At 65.1% G+C, this 15,165-nt stretch carries 32 protein-coding genes; 2 read left to right on the top strand and 30 right to left on the bottom strand.

Features of this window, described 5'->3' with window-relative positions; all coding sequences use genetic code 11:
• Positions 1-302: 302 nt before the first annotated feature.
• The 26 genes from FM119_RS13650 to FM119_RS08630 form a co-directional block, all read right to left on the bottom strand.
• The gene (locus FM119_RS13650; RefSeq protein WP_143822667.1) at positions 303-515 is read right to left on the bottom strand and encodes a helix-turn-helix domain-containing protein; all 213 of its coding nucleotides are present in this window, start codon (positions 513-515) and stop codon (positions 303-305) included.
• On the bottom strand, positions 512-805 hold the full coding sequence (locus FM119_RS08725) for a hypothetical protein (protein WP_087137285.1): 294 nt from the start codon (positions 803-805) through the stop codon (positions 512-514). Before FM119_RS08725 ends, FM119_RS13650 begins: the two co-directional genes overlap by 4 nt.
• Positions 806-824: 19 nt before the next feature.
• On the bottom strand, positions 825-980 hold the full coding sequence (locus tag FM119_RS13905; protein ID WP_179205276.1) for a hypothetical protein: 156 nt from the start codon (positions 978-980) through the stop codon (positions 825-827).
• A 107-nt stretch (positions 981-1,087) separates the two neighbouring features.
• Positions 1,088-1,663, bottom strand: a complete 576-nt coding sequence (locus tag FM119_RS13645; RefSeq protein WP_143822666.1) for a hypothetical protein — start codon at positions 1,661-1,663, stop codon at positions 1,088-1,090.
• Complete coding sequence (locus tag FM119_RS08720; RefSeq protein WP_218778752.1) at positions 1,660-2,115, bottom strand: ASCH domain-containing protein; 456 nt, start codon at positions 2,113-2,115, stop codon at positions 1,660-1,662. The genes FM119_RS13645 and FM119_RS08720 overlap by 4 nt, the downstream gene beginning before the upstream one ends.
• Positions 2,112-2,471, bottom strand: coding sequence for a hypothetical protein (locus FM119_RS08715; protein ID WP_087137283.1), 360 nt, complete (start codon positions 2,469-2,471; stop codon positions 2,112-2,114). Before FM119_RS08715 ends, FM119_RS08720 begins: the two co-directional genes overlap by 4 nt.
• Complete coding sequence (locus tag FM119_RS08710; protein WP_087137282.1) at positions 2,468-2,758, bottom strand: hypothetical protein; 291 nt, start codon at positions 2,756-2,758, stop codon at positions 2,468-2,470. Before FM119_RS08710 ends, FM119_RS08715 begins: the two co-directional genes overlap by 4 nt.
• Before the next feature lie 230 nt (positions 2,759-2,988).
• Complete coding sequence (locus FM119_RS08705) at positions 2,989-3,204, bottom strand: hypothetical protein (RefSeq protein ID WP_087137281.1); 216 nt, start codon at positions 3,202-3,204, stop codon at positions 2,989-2,991.
• On the bottom strand, positions 3,201-3,479 hold the full coding sequence (locus FM119_RS13640; protein WP_143822665.1) for a hypothetical protein: 279 nt from the start codon (positions 3,477-3,479) through the stop codon (positions 3,201-3,203). The genes FM119_RS08705 and FM119_RS13640 overlap by 4 nt, the downstream gene beginning before the upstream one ends.
• Positions 3,476-3,835, bottom strand: a complete 360-nt coding sequence (locus tag FM119_RS08700) for a hypothetical protein (protein ID WP_087137280.1) — start codon at positions 3,833-3,835, stop codon at positions 3,476-3,478. The genes FM119_RS13640 and FM119_RS08700 overlap by 4 nt, the downstream gene beginning before the upstream one ends.
• Entirely contained in the window at positions 3,832-4,101 is a 270-nt protein-coding gene (locus FM119_RS08695; protein ID WP_087137279.1) for a hypothetical protein, read from the bottom strand. Before FM119_RS08695 ends, FM119_RS08700 begins: the two co-directional genes overlap by 4 nt.
• Positions 4,098-4,358: a hypothetical protein gene (locus tag FM119_RS08690; protein WP_087137278.1), complete on the bottom strand. Its 261-nt coding sequence runs from the start codon at positions 4,356-4,358 to the stop codon at positions 4,098-4,100. The genes FM119_RS08695 and FM119_RS08690 overlap by 4 nt, the downstream gene beginning before the upstream one ends.
• Positions 4,355-4,552 (bottom strand): hypothetical protein, encoded by a 198-nt coding sequence (locus FM119_RS08685; protein WP_087137277.1) that lies wholly within the window; start codon positions 4,550-4,552, stop codon positions 4,355-4,357. Before FM119_RS08685 ends, FM119_RS08690 begins: the two co-directional genes overlap by 4 nt.
• Positions 4,549-5,298: a hypothetical protein gene (locus FM119_RS08680; protein WP_143822664.1), complete on the bottom strand. Its 750-nt coding sequence runs from the start codon at positions 5,296-5,298 to the stop codon at positions 4,549-4,551. The genes FM119_RS08685 and FM119_RS08680 overlap by 4 nt, the downstream gene beginning before the upstream one ends.
• Positions 5,295-6,509, bottom strand: a complete 1,215-nt coding sequence (locus FM119_RS08675) for a DNA-methyltransferase (RefSeq protein ID WP_087137275.1) — start codon at positions 6,507-6,509, stop codon at positions 5,295-5,297. The genes FM119_RS08680 and FM119_RS08675 overlap by 4 nt, the downstream gene beginning before the upstream one ends.
• Positions 6,510-6,719: 210 nt before the next feature.
• Entirely contained in the window at positions 6,720-7,253 is a 534-nt protein-coding gene (locus tag FM119_RS08670) for a single-stranded DNA-binding protein (protein WP_087137274.1), read from the bottom strand.
• Between the two features lie 72 nt (positions 7,254-7,325).
• On the bottom strand, positions 7,326-7,640 hold the full coding sequence (locus tag FM119_RS08665) for a hypothetical protein (protein WP_087137273.1): 315 nt from the start codon (positions 7,638-7,640) through the stop codon (positions 7,326-7,328).
• Complete coding sequence (locus FM119_RS13635) at positions 7,637-8,305, bottom strand: helix-turn-helix domain-containing protein (RefSeq protein WP_143822663.1); 669 nt, start codon at positions 8,303-8,305, stop codon at positions 7,637-7,639. Before FM119_RS13635 ends, FM119_RS08665 begins: the two co-directional genes overlap by 4 nt.
• Entirely contained in the window at positions 8,280-8,717 is a 438-nt protein-coding gene (locus FM119_RS08660; RefSeq protein ID WP_218778750.1) for an HNH endonuclease, read from the bottom strand. The genes FM119_RS13635 and FM119_RS08660 overlap by 26 nt, the downstream gene beginning before the upstream one ends.
• A complete protein-coding gene (locus FM119_RS14410) occupies positions 8,665-9,132 on the bottom strand; it encodes an HNH endonuclease (protein ID WP_143822662.1) in 468 nt (155 codons plus the stop codon). The genes FM119_RS08660 and FM119_RS14410 overlap by 53 nt, the downstream gene beginning before the upstream one ends.
• Positions 9,129-9,515: a hypothetical protein gene (locus tag FM119_RS08655; RefSeq protein WP_087137272.1), complete on the bottom strand. Its 387-nt coding sequence runs from the start codon at positions 9,513-9,515 to the stop codon at positions 9,129-9,131. The genes FM119_RS14410 and FM119_RS08655 overlap by 4 nt, the downstream gene beginning before the upstream one ends.
• Positions 9,493-10,131, bottom strand: a complete 639-nt coding sequence (locus tag FM119_RS08650; RefSeq protein ID WP_087137271.1) for an ERF family protein — start codon at positions 10,129-10,131, stop codon at positions 9,493-9,495. Before FM119_RS08650 ends, FM119_RS08655 begins: the two co-directional genes overlap by 23 nt.
• A gap of 2 nt (positions 10,132-10,133) precedes the next feature.
• Positions 10,134-10,988 carry a YqaJ viral recombinase family protein gene (locus FM119_RS08645; protein WP_087137270.1) on the bottom strand — a complete coding sequence of 285 codons (855 nt, stop codon included), beginning with the start codon at positions 10,986-10,988 and terminating at the stop codon, positions 10,134-10,136.
• The gene (locus FM119_RS08640; RefSeq protein ID WP_087137269.1) at positions 10,988-11,371 is read right to left on the bottom strand and encodes a hypothetical protein; all 384 of its coding nucleotides are present in this window, start codon (positions 11,369-11,371) and stop codon (positions 10,988-10,990) included. The genes FM119_RS08645 and FM119_RS08640 overlap by 1 nt, the downstream gene beginning before the upstream one ends.
• Positions 11,368-11,613 carry a hypothetical protein gene (locus FM119_RS08635; RefSeq protein WP_087137268.1) on the bottom strand — a complete coding sequence of 82 codons (246 nt, stop codon included), beginning with the start codon at positions 11,611-11,613 and terminating at the stop codon, positions 11,368-11,370. Before FM119_RS08635 ends, FM119_RS08640 begins: the two co-directional genes overlap by 4 nt.
• A complete protein-coding gene (locus FM119_RS08630; RefSeq protein ID WP_087137267.1) occupies positions 11,610-11,927 on the bottom strand; it encodes a hypothetical protein in 318 nt (105 codons plus the stop codon). The genes FM119_RS08635 and FM119_RS08630 overlap by 4 nt, the downstream gene beginning before the upstream one ends.
• 83 nt (positions 11,928-12,010) lie before the next feature.
• Here FM119_RS08630 and FM119_RS13625 point away from each other — a divergent pair, with 83 nt between their 5' ends.
• Positions 12,011-12,598, top strand: coding sequence for a hypothetical protein (locus FM119_RS13625; RefSeq protein WP_143822661.1), 588 nt, complete (start codon positions 12,011-12,013; stop codon positions 12,596-12,598).
• A 26-nt stretch (positions 12,599-12,624) separates the two neighbouring features.
• Here FM119_RS13625 and FM119_RS08620 read toward each other — a convergent pair whose 3' ends face one another.
• The 4 genes from FM119_RS08620 to FM119_RS08605 all read right to left on the bottom strand — a co-directional run bounded on the left by FM119_RS08620 (position 12,625) and on the right by FM119_RS08605 (position 14,505).
• Positions 12,625-12,891: a hypothetical protein gene (locus FM119_RS08620; RefSeq protein WP_087137265.1), complete on the bottom strand. Its 267-nt coding sequence runs from the start codon at positions 12,889-12,891 to the stop codon at positions 12,625-12,627.
• Positions 12,892-13,283: 392 nt separating this feature from the next.
• Positions 13,284-14,093 carry a phage antirepressor gene (locus FM119_RS08615; RefSeq protein ID WP_218778749.1) on the bottom strand — a complete coding sequence of 270 codons (810 nt, stop codon included), beginning with the start codon at positions 14,091-14,093 and terminating at the stop codon, positions 13,284-13,286.
• Positions 14,090-14,287: a helix-turn-helix transcriptional regulator gene (locus FM119_RS08610; RefSeq protein ID WP_087137263.1), complete on the bottom strand. Its 198-nt coding sequence runs from the start codon at positions 14,285-14,287 to the stop codon at positions 14,090-14,092. Before FM119_RS08610 ends, FM119_RS08615 begins: the two co-directional genes overlap by 4 nt.
• The gene (locus FM119_RS08605) at positions 14,284-14,505 is read right to left on the bottom strand and encodes a helix-turn-helix domain-containing protein (RefSeq protein WP_087137262.1); all 222 of its coding nucleotides are present in this window, start codon (positions 14,503-14,505) and stop codon (positions 14,284-14,286) included. The genes FM119_RS08610 and FM119_RS08605 overlap by 4 nt, the downstream gene beginning before the upstream one ends.
• Positions 14,506-14,628: 123 nt before the next feature.
• On the opposite strand from FM119_RS08605, the gene FM119_RS08600 reads away from it, so the two are divergent.
• The gene (locus tag FM119_RS08600) at positions 14,629-15,090 is read left to right on the top strand and encodes a helix-turn-helix transcriptional regulator (RefSeq protein ID WP_087137261.1); all 462 of its coding nucleotides are present in this window, start codon (positions 14,629-14,631) and stop codon (positions 15,088-15,090) included.
• Positions 15,091-15,165: the final 75 nt, after the last annotated feature.

Below are 15,165 nucleotides of genomic sequence, written 5' to 3'. Positions count from 1 at the left end.
GTATGGCTCTTGAGCCTGAAGTGGTGAAGAAGGCAGTCAGTGGGCTTGGCTGCAGGGATTGCGGGGCGGCTATCTCGAAGGTGTCCGACAATCCGGAGCGTCTGGCTTTGCCAGTGCATCGGGTGGAGTGCCCGAGGTGTGGGGTGCGGAACGTTTCGCATGTTCCGGCGCCCGCATCGAATTCGCTGACGCTGATCTGATTCACTGCTGAAACGCCGAATGCCCCGGGACCGTTTCAGGTTCCGGGGCATTCAGAATTCGATACGTCTAGCGTACCACGGCAGAGTGACAATTGTGACCGTTTAACCGCCACTGGCCTGGGCTTTAACTCGACCCCGCCCGTGGTTCTGGCGTCCCGAGCGTTCGGCGTTGAGGACCTGATCGAGTCGTACCCGTGCCGCACGACCGGTGGCGACCTTCGTCACCTTGCCGGCCTTCACCCATCGGTGCACGATCGATGGCGTGACATTCGCCATCTTCGCAGCCTGCGCGACTGTGACCCACTGCGCTGTCATAGTGCCCTCCTGAGCCTGATGTCGTAGCCGCAGTCTTCGAGGATGCAGAGATCCTCGCTAGTGACGCGGCGTCTTGCCGCCATCTTGGTGAAGACGGCGACCTCGCGCGCGGTTGCGCCTGAGGCGACGACCATCCGGGCCGCATCGAGCTGGTCGGGTGTCGCCGCGAGTGCCCGCAAGGCGGCATCGTGGTCCTGATACGCGGCTTCGCGGGCGATGAAGCGGCGTTGCTCTGGTGTGATGCCTCGGAAGACTGCGGTTGCGAGGCCGCGGAGGTCTTTCGCCTTCATGGTGTTCCTTCCTCCCCGCCTAGAACAGGCCGGGTGTGGTGTCTTGTGGTTGTGCTGGTGTGAGGTCGAGGGTGGCGAGGGCGTGGCGGATGGCGGCTTGTTCGTCGGGTGCGATGCCGACTCGTTTGCCGCATGCCCAGTGCCACCCGTCTTGCCAGTGCTTGATCGACCCCATGACGGTCCACGGCACCCGTTCGTGTGGTGACGGACCTGCTGGGGCGTCAATAAGGGGGCGCACTTTCAGTACGCCCCCTCGGGTATCAACGAATGCTTGCGACATGTTCATGACGGCGGCACCACGGGTTCCCACGCGCCTGCCCGGCGACGACGCCAAATGGTTAGTGGTTCGTGTCCCAGCCGCGTCCGGCGTGCCTGTCTTGCGGATAGGGCTTCGAGGCTTGCAGAGAACGCGGTTAGGTGGTTCGGTCCTGGGTGCTTCTCGGAATCCGTGTACTCCCACTCACCCTCGTCGGGTGCAGCCCAGCCGTTGCCTTGGAGCCAGGCCAGAACGGCGTCCGTGAGTTTCATCCGCAACCCTGAGACATCGCGCCCCAGCACAACGTGCGGGACTGGATGATTCATGGAGTTGGACACGACGGCCCCGATCACGCGATCCAGGCTCTTCCGCTGGTCCTCGTCGGGTGCCTGCGCGTCCAGGCGGGCCTTCAACACGTCACGCTGCATCCATGCGAACACGGCACGGGCCAAATGCATGTCGAACCACCTCAGATGTTCCTCGCCGTTGCGTGGGTATTTCTCTCCGCACCGGCAGTAGCAGGCGTCTCGGCTAACAGATACGTGTATGAGCTTGTGCCGAGCGATCTCTTCGGCGAGCTTGTCCAGGTCCGGGTCAGTCATCGGGTCACCCCCTGCGCGTGCAGGGCCGAGTACGTGTCAGCGTCGAGCCAGCGGAGACCAAGCGCGCCCCGGTAGGGCACCGGGACGACGGGGCGAGCGTCACGGAGCACGAGGTGATGATGCTCGGGCTCGCCCCACTCGCTGCAACCGCCGCAGTCGTTGACGCTGTGCACGTCCACCAGGTCGACGACTCCGAGGATGACGCCACCCCGGATCGGTTCTCCGTCGAGCCATGCTGCGATGCCGCCGAGCTCGTCTGCATCTGCTGCGAGCAGGCGGGCCTCTTGCTCGTCCGTGATCTCCGCGGCTTTCCCCGCTGCGGCGTGGATAGCTACGGGGCCGCGGTATGTCCCGGCGATGTTCCGCACGCGGTTCTCGACGTCCTTGCCGCCGTGGATGATGGCCGACGCCCACGGCTGACGCACCGTGAGCACGCGCATCTGCCCGCTCATCGGGTCACCTCCGGGGCGTGCAGGACGATGAGGGAGCAACGACTTACGAGCAAGCGCGCGTGGACTTCGCTCGACTTGCTGTTCGCGTCTCTCCACCGGACGCCGAGGGGCTCAAGCACATGGGACTGCCACGCCACCCCCCAGACATCCAGCACCACGCTCCCTACCGGCAGCGCGCGTAGCTGTTCTGCGGTCCGCACGATGCGCGGTTCCGTCGCGGCTTCGAGAGCGTTGGCAGCCTCATTCATGAGGGGCTTTACGTCGGAGTACATGTCCCGAGGGCACCCGTACATACCGCGAGGCCAGGTCGGCTCAACCGCTCGCAGTTGGTCAATCAGCTTCTTGTAGTCAGTCATCGGGTCACCTCCGGGGTGTACAGGACCGTGGCGGGGAGGACCAGGCTCTCGCCGAACTCGTACACGTTCATCCCCCAAACGACCGCAACGACGCCCTGCCTGTCGACCACGACGCTCCCCTTGCGGAGCCCCAACAGCTCCGCCTTCGAGCGCACGACACGCCTTTCCTTCGCAGCTTCGAGGGCGTCGGCGAGGCGGGACAGCAGTCGCGGCGAGACCACGACCACGCCGTCCAGCGAGCGGAACTTCCCCCGTGCCTCTTCGATCAGCTTCTTGTTGTCAGTCATCGGTGTTCCCTTCGTTGGGTTTGTGGATTCCGGTAATGGCGATGGGCCGGGTTGGTGGGACGGTGGCGGCGAACGCACGAACAGCGCGTGCGAACCGTTCGAGCGAAACACCACCGGCGGCGCACGCGGCCGCAACCTGTTCGGCCCATGCCGGAGCCAAGCGCCGTTTGGGCTGACGTCGTCGTTTCCCGCGAACCTTCATGCGGGGGAAGAACTCAGGCGTACGGGGCCTAGTCATCGGTGTTCCCTTCGTTCAGTGCGGCAGGCATGAAAAACACGCCCGCGAGCTTTGCTTTGAGGTAATCCATGTCGGCGTCACTGATGAACTCAGCTACCGCGACGAACGTGTTTCCCTCCTGAATTCCGAGGTAGGGGTTATCCCGGCCCGGAACGTGGCGAGCCACTAGCTCAGCGTCATCACCAACGCCGACCCACCAGCCGCTCATGCTTCCTCCCCGAGTGACTTGCGCCGCTCCAATACCGCTTGCAGTTTCGGTTCCGGTACGGGCTTCATCGTTCCTGGGTCAACTCGGGCGTATCCGAGTAGTTCTCCGGTAACCCAGGCGGGCTCCTCGGTGCGGGAGTTGAAGAAATCCCAGACCGTGGTCTTACCTCGCGGCCGGTCGATGAGGATTTCACCGACTTCAATTCGCGCGGGGCACGGGTCGGACTTGCCAGTGACTTCGTAGTAGGCCACTCGCTGATTCGGCTTGTATCTCATGCTTCCTCCCCCAGAACCGCGCGGGCCAGGGCTGTAGACGAGTAGGTAACCAGTTCCATTTCGAAGAGCGATTCGACCCCCCTGCCCAGTTCGATGTCTGCCGCCAGGATCGCCAGTTGCGCGTCGATGGTGCGGTGCAAGGCCACGATCAGGTCCCCGTGAGCATCGGGGAGCCCATAGACCAAGGGCTCTCCCCGCTGGTCGAACAGGATCGACTCTGCGTAGTCCCCGTTCTGGTTCTGCCCGCCCCAGTGCTGGAAGTAGCCGATGCCTTGCCATCCGTTGCGGCTGGTCGCGTCTCGCAGTTCGGTCAGGTGCGCGTGTGCCCGCTCAAGCAGGGCCAACGTTTCGCTCATGCGTTTCTCCATCCTTCGATTCGGTGTTCATCGGCAATCTCGTAGCCGTTCATGATTCGCCGGTATTTGTCCACGTGCTCCGGTTGCACCTTCCAGCCCTCGATCAGCTCCTTGTCTGACCAGTCTCGGAACCGGTGACGTTCCTGCTCCCACTCGCACTCTCCGAAGTAATCCACGGCACCGCAGAAGATGGGGTCTCTGGCGCTCTGGCTTGCTCGGATCGCGGCCTGGCTTTCACCACACTGCAAGCAGTCCCGCTCGCTCATGACAGCCCCAGCGCCTTCCTAATGTCGGCTTTTGCGGCATCAAATCTCGGGTCATCGAGAATGTCCGAGTCCGCCTGGTACAGCGCGATGAGGTTGGCGATGCGCTGCTGCTCCACGAGAGCGAGGGTCGCGATAGCCTGTGCCTCACCCACGGACGCGAGCATCGTGGCATCAGTGATGCCCTCGTGCGCCTGCCAGTCGTGAACAGCCTCGAGAAGCCCGTCCACCTCTGCTTGGGGCGTGATGTTCTCGGTCATGACTCGACCGCCTTGATCGTCACGTCGAGGCGGTACCTCGCGACGAGGGAAGCGTCTGGCAGCCTGTACTGCTCAACGAACAGCCCGGCCTCGTCGCGCCCGTAGGCGAACTCCTCGGCGAGCTCGTTTGCGAGGCTCAGGTCCTCCTGCAGGTCGTCGAGGGTGAATGGCTTGTGGTCGATGTTCTCGGTCATGCTGGTTCTCCTTCGAGGTATGCGGCCACGGTGCTGTGGTCCGCGTCGGATGGTGCCCAGCCGCAGGCCAGGCACCGGTAGTTGGTCGGGAACCCCGGGATCGATGCCGGATAGGCGAGGACCGTGCGGCGTTCGCACGACAGGCACGGCATCGACACCTGGTACGGGTCGACCGCCCACGCCGCGTGCGGCCACCGGGCCAGAGCCCGCTCGACCGTCCACACTCCGTCATCGAGGAGCACACGGACCGTGTCGCCGGCACTGGCGCTGTTCAGCACCTCGGCGGCGTGGTCGGTGAGGTACGCACAGGCAGGCCCGACCTGGTCGTGCACCTCCACACCAGTCGCGCCGGCAGGGACACCAACAGACCAGCGGCCATACGTTCGTTCGTCGCCGTGCCACTCCGCCTGACCGATGATCGTGTTCACGATCTCGTTCACCGCGTCCACCGCAGACACATCCATCGGGGCCGGCGCGTCAGGTTTGGACGTCGACACACGTTCCCCGTACCGGACGGCCTTCGTCGGATCGATCACGGTGCGGAGGAACGTCACCAGGTCCGGTGCGACCTGCAGCACGCCCAGGTACCGGTTCCAGTCGTCTTGGCACACCATGACGCCGTGCGCGGCGGGCACCCGGAGGCACCCGTCGCACTCAGCCTTGCCGCCGAACACGCGATCGCGGAGGCACTGGTCGTAGTGCTGACCGGTGTAGACGCATCCCCTCACACAGGTGCGTTCGTTCATGCTGTGTCGCTCCAATCTCCGAAGAGGGACTGCTGGATCGGCTTCCCGAGCCGTTTGCGGATGAGAGGCAGGTGGTCGGCTTCGAGCTCGATCCCGACCGCGTTGAACCCCTCGACCAGGGCGGCCTCGAGAGTCGTCCCGGACCCGGCGAACGGGTCAAGCACCGTCCCGCCTGGCGGGGTGATGAGGCGCACGAGGTACCGCATCAGCGCCAGCGGCTTCACCGTGGCGTGCGCGACACCATCGACCACGGGACGCTCGTCCGCGCCGGCCTTCGCGACGTAGAAGAACCGGGACGCGCCGCCGATGTCGTCGTACTCGGCACCGGTCGCGGTCATGCCCCACCCGTCACCGTTCTTTCCGCTGCGGGGTTTGCCCTTCCGCGATGCGGTGACGCCGGTCTGCTTGTCGAGCTCGGCGGCTTGCGATTCGTCCAGGATCACGTTCGACGGGAACCGGCCCGCATCGTGCGGTGCGTACGGGGTGGTCTGGTTGAACTTCCCCAACGCCACCGACTCGTGTGCGTAGTCGAGCAGCTTGTCGCGCCCGTACTCGGTGCGGTCACCGTCACCCCGACCGATCCTGCTGGCGTCGATGTTCAGCGCCCCAGTCCCGTGCGCGAGGACGTTCGCGGCGACCGTCCCGGCGAGAGGCTTGCGGGCGACCACGACAGGCTCGAACGCAGGCTTGAGCGCCGTCCCCCAGCCGGCCCACTTCTCGCCGTTCTCGCTGAGCTTCAACTCGTGGCCGTTCAGCCCGGTGTCACGTCGACCAGCACCATCACGGTTGCCGAGCCGCCCCGAAGGCACGTAGGCGTCGCCCATAGCCGCGCGCCTGATCGCACCTGAGTTGGAACCGTGTCCACTCTCGTGGCCCGTGATCGCCTTGGCGACGTCCATCGACTTCGGGAACCCGGACCCGTACATCCACACGATGCTTTCGCGGATCTCGAACCCGGCATCTTCCACCGCAACGGCGAGGCGATGCCAGGTGCGTGTCGCGCCGAACGCGAGCAGGTGCCCGCCAGGCTTCAACACCCGGAGGGCTTGTGCCCACACCTCCGGGTCGTACGCGATGCCCGACGAATCCCACCCCTTGCCCATGAAGCCGAGCTCGTAGGGCGGGTCCGTGACGATCGCGTCGACCGAGGCATCCGGCATCTCAGCCATGACCGTGCGGCAGTCGCCGGCGTGCAACGTCAGCTGTTCCATGCGGCGACCACCTCCTCGAGCGTCGTCATTGTGTCGCTGCGTGGCCGCGGCGTCGGTTGTGGATGGTTCCGCGGGCATCGCACCGTGGAATAGCCCTGCGGGTTGTTCATGCAGACGCCGCATCGCACGGTGGGCATGTTCTCGGCGCGGAGCCGGGGCTGCGGTTCGGGCGCCCAGCCGACTGTCTGGGCGCCGACGAAACTTACCGACCTAGAAAGGTGTTTCATCGCCGAAGCTCCCGTTGTTCCATGCGTCCTGTGCTGCGCCCTGCGCCTGGCCGGGGCCGTGCTGCGCCCACGGCTCGCCCTGCGGGGCGTACGCGCCCCCGGACGACTGGTTGCCCGCCGGTGGGAAGTTCCCGCCGCCCTGGCCGTCCTGGCGGGGCGTGCGGGTGACCTGTGCGGTCGCGTAGCGGAGGCTCGGGCCGATCTCGTCGACCTCGAGCTCGATGACGGTGCGCTTCTCGCCCTCCTTCGTGTCGTAGGAGCGCTGACGCAGACGACCCTGCGCGATCACGCGGGCGCCCTTCGTCAGCGAGCTAGCGACGTTCTCCGCGAACTCCCGCCAGGCCGAGCAGCGCAAGAACAGCGGCTCGCCGTCCTTGTGCGTGCCGGCCTGCCGGTCGAAGACACGGGGCGTGGAAGCGATCGTGAAGTTCGCCACCGCAAGCCCTGACGACGTGTACCTGAGCTCCGGTGCATCTGTCAGGTTGCCAACGACTGTGATTACCGTTTCACCGGCCATGTGTGTGCTCCTTTCGAGCATGAAAAAAGACCCTCGCCGGCAGCCCGGTGGGGTCGTGAAATGGGTGTTGTTCTAGACGCGTGCTGCGAGGAGTCGCGCCTCCGCGACAGAACCTCGAGGCACACGGTGCGCCGGCAGCTTCATGCGTGCCCGCCTCGTCTTGACGTTGTCGAGGCTGAGCCCGAGCTCGTCAGCGATGATCCGGTCCGGGAGGCCTTGCCCGTGCAAGCGCACGAGGTGGGCGTCGATGATCGGTCCGTCGTCGGCGAGGCGTGCGACGTAGTCGGCGAGGAGCTCCGCGATGGTGGAACCCTTGCGCTCGGCACGGGCGGAGGCCCGCCAGAGCGTCTTCGGATCGACATGCACGGTGATCGGGATTACGGTCATGCTGCAGCTTCCTCAGCGCATCGGTCGCATGGCACCGGGTAGAACGGGTGCTGCTCGCACATGCCGACAGTCGAACGAGGCGGGATCGGTGTCGCCGGTTTCGGCGCTGCCGCTTCACGAGCTCGCGCGGCATCCCAACGGCGCCGCGCATCGCCACACGCACGGCACTTCTCGGTCGTCCCATGAGGATGTTTTCCACAGGTGGGGGAGAGGGCATCGCCCCCCTGTTGTTCTTTAGAGATGTTGTTCTTAGAGATGTTCTTCTTAGGGTGCGGATTTTCAGGCGACGGTTTTTCAGGGCGCGGTGAACCAGGCCCTGGGAATCCGTCACCGGTGGATTCGCCGGTGACGGATTTTCCGTCACCGGTGGGCGGGGCTTGAAGCACGTAATCAACACCGCCAAACTTGCCGCCTTCCGCGGTGACTTTCTCCTGCATCAGATACCCGTTAGCGGCGAGCTCTTGCAGCGCTTTCCGGATCGCGTCGCGGCCTTCGACTCCGCTATCCATCAGCGACCGAGTGTTCACAATCCAGCCCACGCGGTGGGTCATGATTTCGGCGAGCAGACCTCGTGCTCGCCGGCTCAGCCGTTTGTCCCTCAGCCAGGCATTCGGTATCTGCGTGTAGTGGTCTTCGAACTCAAGCCGGGCGCGGCGGACGGCCATCTGAATCCCCCTTCCTGCTGTTGCAGCTCAAGCACAGCGTCTGCAGGTTGTCGAGCTCGTCTGAACCGCCTCGGGACCACGCGACAACGTGGTCAACGGTGAGCTGCTCGTCATCTCCGCAGTAGCGGCACCGGTACGAGTCGCGGCGGAAGACGGTCATCCGCTCCTTGTGTGTGAACTTCTTGCGCTGCCGCCCGGGCACAGCGAGGTGCTCGACGGGCTCGGGCGGGAACGCTGCTTCGATTCGTTTAGCGATCATCGAAAGCACCCCGTCGTACGGGCGTTCACCGCCCCAGTGCTTGATCGCCTCCGTCTCGTCCATGAGCTGTTGAGCGATCCGGTCGACTGCTGCGATCGCCTCAGCTTCGGTCTGTCGCTCGTGTTCTCGACGCGCGTTGTACTGGTCTGCCATGTTGCGGTCCTTCCTCCTTCCGTGTTCCGTTGATGCGTGCCGCCGCCTCAAGCGAGCTGATCTCAACCCAGCCACCCTCGTCGTCGTACAAGCACCAGATGTGCCGGCCGTCCGCGGCGTAACGCCTCGCCGGCCATTGCGTCGGGTCCGCCCACCCCGGCACCCCATACCCCTGCAACACCGCGATGCCCGGGTTCTCGCCCTTCCACCCGTGACAGCCCGTCGTGCCCGACCCGCAGAGGCCCTGCAGGTTCGCCGGCGTCGTCCGGCCACCACGAGAACGCTCCTTGCGGTGGTCCCGGGTCATGCCCCAACGTCCGCACCGTTGGCACGTGTTCTTGTCGCGGTACGTGGCACGCTCGTACGCCGCCTTCTCCTGCGCCTTCGACAGCGTTGGGGCTTTCGGGGCGATCACTTCATCACCCCGGACGCGTTGTACAGCGACGCCACGACCCGGTTGATGTTCTGCATGCCGAACAGTCGAGCCTGCAGGGCCTTCTGTAGGGCCTCGGCGGCGTGCAACGTGGCCTTCGCATCGTCAAACGCACGCTTGAGGTCCATCGTCGCGAGGTCCGCCTCCTTCCGGCGCAACGCGACCGCGTCCTGCCGTGACCTCAGCATTTCCTTCGCGTGAGCCGCGATGAACTCCCGCTCGGTCGCGTAGCGGGCATCCCAGAGATCCCGCAGCACGGGCACCGACTGTTCAAGTCGGTGCCCGATCTCCGTGATGAGGTGCTCGAGCTCCTGCGGCGTGTGCGGCTGGAACTCGACGAGCTCACCCGTCTGCAGGTTCGTCACTTCCACTGGACGTCACCTCCTGCTTTCGGGCCGTCAACGCGGCGAACACGTGGTCGTTCATCCAGCCGTTCGATGTCGCGGCCGTGTAGATCTGCCCGAGCTCCTGCTGTGAGGTGGCGGCGCTGATGCGGTCTTGCCAATCCGCCGGCGGCTCCGGCGGCGCAGCCGGAGCCTGGACCGGAGGCGGCGCCGACGTCGCCCCTGCGCGCTGCGCTGACCCCGCATCATCGTCATCACCACCCGGAGCAACACCGGTCACAGCGCAGAGCGCGTAGCGGCGCGCATAGGTGATCGCGCCGCCCATGTCCTGAGGCCCGGTACGCGTCGGATCAGGCAACGGGTAGACGCCCGGGATGCTCTGCCCCGACTCGTGGAGCAGTTGATACTCGAGCATCCACCGGCCGTCGTCCGAGAACGTCGGGACGGTGACCCACGCCAGGCCCTCGGCGGCGAGCAACGGCAGGACCGCGGCAGTGACGTCAGACAGGTCGGCGTAGTCGTACTTGTACGACGCGCCGTTCTTCGATCGGACGTCGGCCGTCTGCCCCTTCGCGACGTTCGGGATCTTCATCTGGAACGCGGCCAACGCGGCCGCGAGCGTTTCGTGCTTGCCCATGGTCAGGCTCCCTTCACGGTCACGCGCAGCGTCGGCTGCGCGGCCTCGGTGGTCTTCATGTACTCGGCGGCGATCTCCGGGTGGTCCTTGCGGAATGCCGCCTGGTCGAACGTCTGCCGGGGCTTCGGCGTCGCGTAGCTGATCGACCCGAAGGGGGACTTCACCGCCACCTCGCGGTCGCCGGCGCGGTCCCGGATCGCAGCCTTCACCTCGTCGAGTGCCGCTTGCGCTTCGTCCGCTGCGGCTTGAGCGGCTGAGTACCGTCCGAGCAGGTCATCCCACTCTGACGGTGCGTCATCGTCGCGGGCGAGGTAGTCCTGGAACTGCAGTGCCGTCTCGATGAGAGCGTTGATGCGGTCTTCGGCGCGGGGAATCAGGAGTGTGCGGATTTCACCGGGGATGAAGTTCTCGTGCGGCTCCCACGCGAACACGGTCTCGGTCGCTGCGGTGACGAGCTGCGCCCAGTCGACCTGCGCAACGTAGTTCCTCGGGATCGCCGGGAGGGCGACCGCCCAGTCCTTCGTCGTGGTTTTGTACTCACCGTTGCGCCCTGCACCGAGTCCGTCCGGGGTCGCGAGCCACGGCTCTGCACCGTCGAACACTGCGACGCGGTCGTTCGGGTGAACGTCGTAGGCGAACTCCACGAACCCTGCGATGACAGGCTCGCGCTCTTTGCCCCACTCGGTGTACCGGTTTCCTCGGAAGGTGGAGCCGGCGCCGAGCTTCTCGGCCTTCACCGCCGCCCAGGTCGCGGGCCCGCCGCCGCTGAGTCTTGCGATGTCGGTCGCTGTGATCCCGGTGCGACGTTGAGCGTGCCACTCTGCCTCGTTGCTCCGGTCGAGAAGTGTGTAGCTCATTAGTCGGTGCCTCTCTCGAAATCGCCGCCTCCGAGCAGCAACGCTGCGAACGACGCGACGGTCATGCTGATGTACTGCTCCGCACCCACAGCGGAGCCACGCTTCTTGTGTGCGACGACACCGATCACGGCGTCATCGTTTCCTCGCTCCACCTCGGCTTCACGGACCCAAGCGGGGAGGTTGTCGCGGGCGGTGTCCTTGCACTCGATGACGACACGGCCGCCGCGTATCGTGCGAACACCGCCGATGTCGCCGCGGTCCTTCGACCCCGTCTTCGCGCGCCGCTCCACACGGTCGTCGTCGAGGAGTTCGGCGAGGGTCGCCGCGATGAGCGACTCGAACCGTGTGCCCGCCGCCTTCGCAGACGACCGCGACCGGGTCACGACCGGCCCCCACAGTCGGGGGAGAGCCAGGCGTCCCACGCCCACACGGCAGCGCACACCGTCGCGGTGAGCGCTCCGAGGAACTGGATACCGCCGAAGCCGAACACGCACGCCGACGCCGCGACGAGGATGCCACTGAACAGTGGCAGTGCGAGGACCGCCGGCGCCCGATAGTCGGATGCCGGCATCAGGTCCGGCAGCGGGTGACGGTCACGCGCCTCGACAGGCTCCGGCGCGCTCACGCTGCCACCGCCCAGACAGTCGCCGGCCGGTACCTGCCCGGGCCCTTCACGCCCGTGTCGACGATGCGGCCCGCCGAGTGCAACTCGGACACGCGCCGTGCGATGTTGTGCGGGTCGGCCAGCGCCGGCCACCCCATGCCCTCACGTGCCCTGTCGTAGGCGCTGGTGAGCTCGTGGGCAGTCATCGGCGTAGCGAGCAGCGTCAGAATCGCTTGCTTCAACGCGGACACCGCGTTCTCATCGAGCGCCGCCGCCGCATCATGCGAGGCCTGCGGGTCGTTCGTGTGTGCCCGCGGGTAATGTGTTGTTGTCATCAGTTCGTTTCCGTTTCTGTTGATGCGTGGGGCATCCCGGCCAGGGGATGCCTCACAGATTTGATTGCCGGTAATCTCGGCACGTGTCAGTCGACAACTGGATCTCCGTCGTTGCGGTCGTTGTCGCGCTCGGCGGAGTCCTGCTCGCCGCCCGCGCTAATCGCGCAGCGAAGAAGGCCAACGAGTTGGTAGCCGAGACGAACGCTCACGCCGCCGATGCCGTCCGTGAAGCCAAAGACGCGAACCGCATCGCGGAACACGCCAACGAGCTCAGCGAGCGAACTCACCTGGTCGTCGAGCGGGAGGCTGCCCAGCGAGCGGAGCAGCACATCGTTGAGTGGGGCATCCAATGGCATGAGCGCCTCTCGCAGTTCATCGTCGTGAACCACGGCACAGATGAAGCGCACCGAGTAGCGGTGGTGACCCGCAGCCCACACTTCCGCAAAACGAGTGAGTTCCCGTCGGTAAAGCCGGGCATTGAGAACGCTGTCGTTGTGCCTGTCCCCGAAGTCGCTCAGCGCCGGCATAAGGAACGAATGCCGCAGCGGGAAGCTGATGGGCGACTCGTCTTCGTTTCCACTCCCTACGCGGAGAGACTGTCGGTCCTCATCACCCACGAGACCGCGCTCAGGCAGAAGCGAGATCAGGTCTTTGAGCTCACTGCGAGCTAGTGAGTAGAGGTCATCGAGACGATCGATCACGACTCGCCGCCGATGTAGCGGGCGTAGATCTCGTCTGCACGCGACCCGCGGTTGCCCCGTGATACCGCGTCGAAGTGCCCTGCCGGGCGCATCCCGATGTAGGTTCCTGCCTTGATGTGACGAACCATGCTCGGTGACGCGTCTGTCGCGACGAGCGCCCACTCGCCGGGGCGGTTGCGGAGTTGGTCCGCGGTGTCCTTCCAGTCGTCCACGTGCTTCTTACGGCCGTGCGCGGGAGGTTCTTTGAACTCAAGCTGCGCCATGTCGTTCTCCGTTCGTTGATGCCTGCGGGCGTTACCTCTTCACCGCGTGCGCCTCTACGCACGACCGGTGAAGGTGTGGGCGCGCCGACCCGCAACCTGCGATGAGGAAGCCGGCGCCCCGTGAACCCGTACTGCTTGCGCCGCCACCACCGCGTATCTCACGGCCATGACGGCTGCCCACCACGTCGCCGCTGCATCTCGCTCACGGCCGGTCTGGGCGTTTTCCTTCCCGCGGTTGTCAGGCGCGGGGCATCCCCTTCTCCTCTTCGGTAGGGGGTAGTTCGCTGTGGAGTTGTCAAGGTGCTGGCCCGGTTTCGGGCGCGCCAATTACCGCCCCGCAACGGGCGTGGATTGGCGGAGAATGTGGGGCCGCGCTCAGAGGCGGCGTCGGGTCAAGCTGCGGTAGGGGTGTAGCGGTTGATGAAGTAGGACTGGCCCTTGCCGGTGACCTTCGGTGTCTTGTTCACGGTGACGTGACCATCGGAGTGCGTGATCGCGGTCTCCTTGATCTTGAACAGCTCCAACTCCATCGCCTTCTGCGTCGGCATGTTGTAGTCGGTGCCCTCACGCTTGATGAGGAACCCCTCGTCCCGGAGCTTCGCGAAGAGGCGGTTCTGACCGATCTCGATGCCGTTACCCCGCAGGATCTTCGCGAGCTCGCCGACAAGGATCGTGGCGTCCGATGTCGCGACGGAGTCCGCGAACAGTACCTTCGGGGCGTCGGCCTCCACTCGAGCTGCAAGCTGAGCCCGCTCAGCCTCTGACTCGAGCACCATTCGCGCCAGGTCTGACTTCGTGATCTCGGCGACGCGACCGTAGGTACCGGTCTTCCGGATCTGCGGGAGCACCTCCGAAGTGATCCACCGACGGAACGCAGCCGCTTCGGGTTTGTCCGAGCGGATCACGACTTCGTACATGCCAGCCTCAGACACGATGGTTGCGTTCTGGATGCGTCCAAGCCTGTCCGGGATGGGATGATTCTGAATCACCCCATCGTCGAGGCGGTCCGCGCGGTACTGACTCAACCCAAGAACGCGGGTGAGGTCGGCGAGGACGAACCACGGCTCGCCCTCGATAGCGACCACACGAACCTGGTGCTGGTCGAAGGTGAACGGTACGATGTTGTTGGACATTTGAATCTCCAAGTTCTTGTTGTCTTCGCCCGGTGTTCCAGCACCGGGCTTTTTCGTTGCGGGGGTCATCGGAGCGTGCGGTTCTGCTTGGTGGACTCGAGCCAGGCGTAGACATCTGTGTCGGCGTATCGCACGAGGTTGCTCATCTTGGAGTAGACGGGGCCGACGCCAGTTGTCCGCCAGTTACCGAGCGTGCTCACGGGGACTTCCAAATAGGCGGCAAGCGTCTTGGGAGAGGAGAAGGGCGGAAGCCGATCGTTCATGCTGCAACCTCAGCGGGATACGAGATGACTTCGATGCTCACGCCGAGGCCGATGGCGAGCTTGCGAAGGATGAGTGCAGACGGCTGCCGAGAGCCGTTCTCGAGTTTGGTCAGGTACCCGGGGTCGATGCCCGCTCGCTCTGAGAGGTCGCGGCTGCGGAGCCCGAGTGCTTCACGGAGGGCCCTGACGGTGGCTCCGTTGAGTCGTCGTGTCGTCATGGGTCCAGCGTAGGCAAGAATCCTGCCGAATCCAAAGCTTGTCAAGAAAAAAAACTTCGTATCCGCGCGGGCTAGCGGAAAATAGGGGTGTCGAGCTTGCCAGTTCTTGCCTAGAATCGGAACATGATCTCAGGACAGGCCTTCAAGCAAGCTCGCTACATTCGCGATCTCACTCAGCGGCAAGCGGCTGCGCTGATCGGCGTCTCAGAGCGGACAATCGGCAACTGGGAACGGGGACAATCGATCCCGCAGAAGTACTGGGATGTCATTCGCGAGGAACTCGATGTTCCTCACGAGCCGGGTACTGACCCGTCGCAGTTGGCCTCTCAGCAAATGCTTCAGCAGCTTCGCAACGACCGGCCCTCCTTTGAGTTCCGCGATCAGCTGCGCGGCGTTCCGGACGTTGCGCTTCTGGACGAGCTCTTGTGGCGGGCGCTTCGCGTTCGTGCGGCCGATGTCGGTGGCGGGCCTGAAGGTGAGAACGTTCACTTCCTGCACAGTCGCGACGCGTCGCCCGAGATCCCCAGCAGCGGCATCGCGGCGATGAAGGGGGAGAAGACAATGGACGAGCCCTGGGCGGAATGATCGGAGGTGTTGTGCGTGAGCTAGGGCGTGTCTCCTAATAGGGTCGCCCAGGTGAGGCAGGCGTGGAGGACGGCT

It is taken from the genome of Mycetocola reblochoni REB411 (genome assembly GCF_900163835.1).
In the GTDB taxonomy this organism is placed as follows: Bacteria; Actinomycetota; Actinomycetes; order Actinomycetales; family Microbacteriaceae; genus Mycetocola_B; species Mycetocola_B reblochoni.
The sequence above is the reverse complement of the archived record's forward strand: the minus strand, read 5'-3'. Positions and strand labels throughout refer to the sequence as shown.

What these genes read in the sequence shown, in the direction of transcription:
- FM119_RS08650 (WP_087137271.1), bottom strand. Translation starts at nt 10,131, where the DNA reads ATGGGCAAGCACGAAACGCTCGCGGCCGCGTTGGCCGCGTTCCAGATG.
- FM119_RS08675 (WP_087137275.1), bottom strand. Translation starts at nt 6,509, where the DNA reads ATGGAACAGCTGACGTTGCACGCCGGCGACTGCCGCACGGTCATGGCT.
- FM119_RS08610 (WP_087137263.1), bottom strand. Translation starts at nt 14,287, where the DNA reads ATGAACGATCGGCTTCCGCCCTTCTCCTCTCCCAAGACGCTTGCCGCC.
- FM119_RS13645 (WP_143822666.1), bottom strand. Translation starts at nt 1,663, where the DNA reads ATGACTGACCCGGACCTGGACAAGCTCGCCGAAGAGATCGCTCGGCAC.
- FM119_RS08685 (WP_087137277.1), bottom strand. Translation starts at nt 4,552, where the DNA reads ATGACCGAGAACATCGACCACAAGCCATTCACCCTCGACGACCTGCAG.
- FM119_RS08660 (WP_218778750.1), bottom strand. Translation starts at nt 8,717, where the DNA reads ATGGCAGACCAGTACAACGCGCGTCGAGAACACGAGCGACAGACCGAA.
- FM119_RS13650 (WP_143822667.1), bottom strand. Translation starts at nt 515, where the DNA reads ATGACAGCGCAGTGGGTCACAGTCGCGCAGGCTGCGAAGATGGCGAAT.
- FM119_RS08695 (WP_087137279.1), bottom strand. Translation starts at nt 4,101, where the DNA reads ATGAGCGAGCGGGACTGCTTGCAGTGTGGTGAAAGCCAGGCCGCGATC.
- FM119_RS13905 (WP_179205276.1), bottom strand. Translation starts at nt 980, where the DNA reads ATGGGGTCGATCAAGCACTGGCAAGACGGGTGGCACTGGGCATGCGGC.
- FM119_RS08725 (WP_087137285.1), bottom strand. Translation starts at nt 805, where the DNA reads ATGAAGGCGAAAGACCTCCGCGGCCTCGCAACCGCAGTCTTCCGAGGC.
- FM119_RS08665 (WP_087137273.1), bottom strand. Translation starts at nt 7,640, where the DNA reads ATGACCGTAATCCCGATCACCGTGCATGTCGATCCGAAGACGCTCTGG.
- FM119_RS08615 (WP_218778749.1), bottom strand. Translation starts at nt 14,093, where the DNA reads ATGACCCCCGCAACGAAAAAGCCCGGTGCTGGAACACCGGGCGAAGAC.
- FM119_RS13640 (WP_143822665.1), bottom strand. Translation starts at nt 3,479, where the DNA reads ATGAGATACAAGCCGAATCAGCGAGTGGCCTACTACGAAGTCACTGGC.
- FM119_RS08720 (WP_218778752.1), bottom strand. Translation starts at nt 2,115, where the DNA reads ATGAGCGGGCAGATGCGCGTGCTCACGGTGCGTCAGCCGTGGGCGTCG.
- FM119_RS08600 (WP_087137261.1), top strand. Translation starts at nt 14,629, where the DNA reads ATGATCTCAGGACAGGCCTTCAAGCAAGCTCGCTACATTCGCGATCTC.
- FM119_RS08670 (WP_087137274.1), bottom strand. Translation starts at nt 7,253, where the DNA reads ATGGCCGGTGAAACGGTAATCACAGTCGTTGGCAACCTGACAGATGCA.
- FM119_RS08710 (WP_087137282.1), bottom strand. Translation starts at nt 2,758, where the DNA reads ATGACTGACAACAAGAAGCTGATCGAAGAGGCACGGGGGAAGTTCCGC.
- FM119_RS08690 (WP_087137278.1), bottom strand. Translation starts at nt 4,358, where the DNA reads ATGACCGAGAACATCACGCCCCAAGCAGAGGTGGACGGGCTTCTCGAG.
- FM119_RS08645 (WP_087137270.1), bottom strand. Translation starts at nt 10,988, where the DNA reads ATGAGCTACACACTTCTCGACCGGAGCAACGAGGCAGAGTGGCACGCT.
- FM119_RS08630 (WP_087137267.1), bottom strand. Translation starts at nt 11,927, where the DNA reads ATGACAACAACACATTACCCGCGGGCACACACGAACGACCCGCAGGCC.
- FM119_RS13635 (WP_143822663.1), bottom strand. Translation starts at nt 8,305, where the DNA reads ATGGCCGTCCGCCGCGCCCGGCTTGAGTTCGAAGACCACTACACGCAG.
- FM119_RS08705 (WP_087137281.1), bottom strand. Translation starts at nt 3,204, where the DNA reads ATGAGCGGCTGGTGGGTCGGCGTTGGTGATGACGCTGAGCTAGTGGCT.
- FM119_RS08680 (WP_143822664.1), bottom strand. Translation starts at nt 5,298, where the DNA reads ATGAACGAACGCACCTGTGTGAGGGGATGCGTCTACACCGGTCAGCAC.
- FM119_RS08605 (WP_087137262.1), bottom strand. Translation starts at nt 14,505, where the DNA reads ATGACGACACGACGACTCAACGGAGCCACCGTCAGGGCCCTCCGTGAA.
- FM119_RS08715 (WP_087137283.1), bottom strand. Translation starts at nt 2,471, where the DNA reads ATGACTGACTACAAGAAGCTGATTGACCAACTGCGAGCGGTTGAGCCG.
- FM119_RS08620 (WP_087137265.1), bottom strand. Translation starts at nt 12,891, where the DNA reads ATGGCGCAGCTTGAGTTCAAAGAACCTCCCGCGCACGGCCGTAAGAAG.
- FM119_RS08700 (WP_087137280.1), bottom strand. Translation starts at nt 3,835, where the DNA reads ATGAGCGAAACGTTGGCCCTGCTTGAGCGGGCACACGCGCACCTGACC.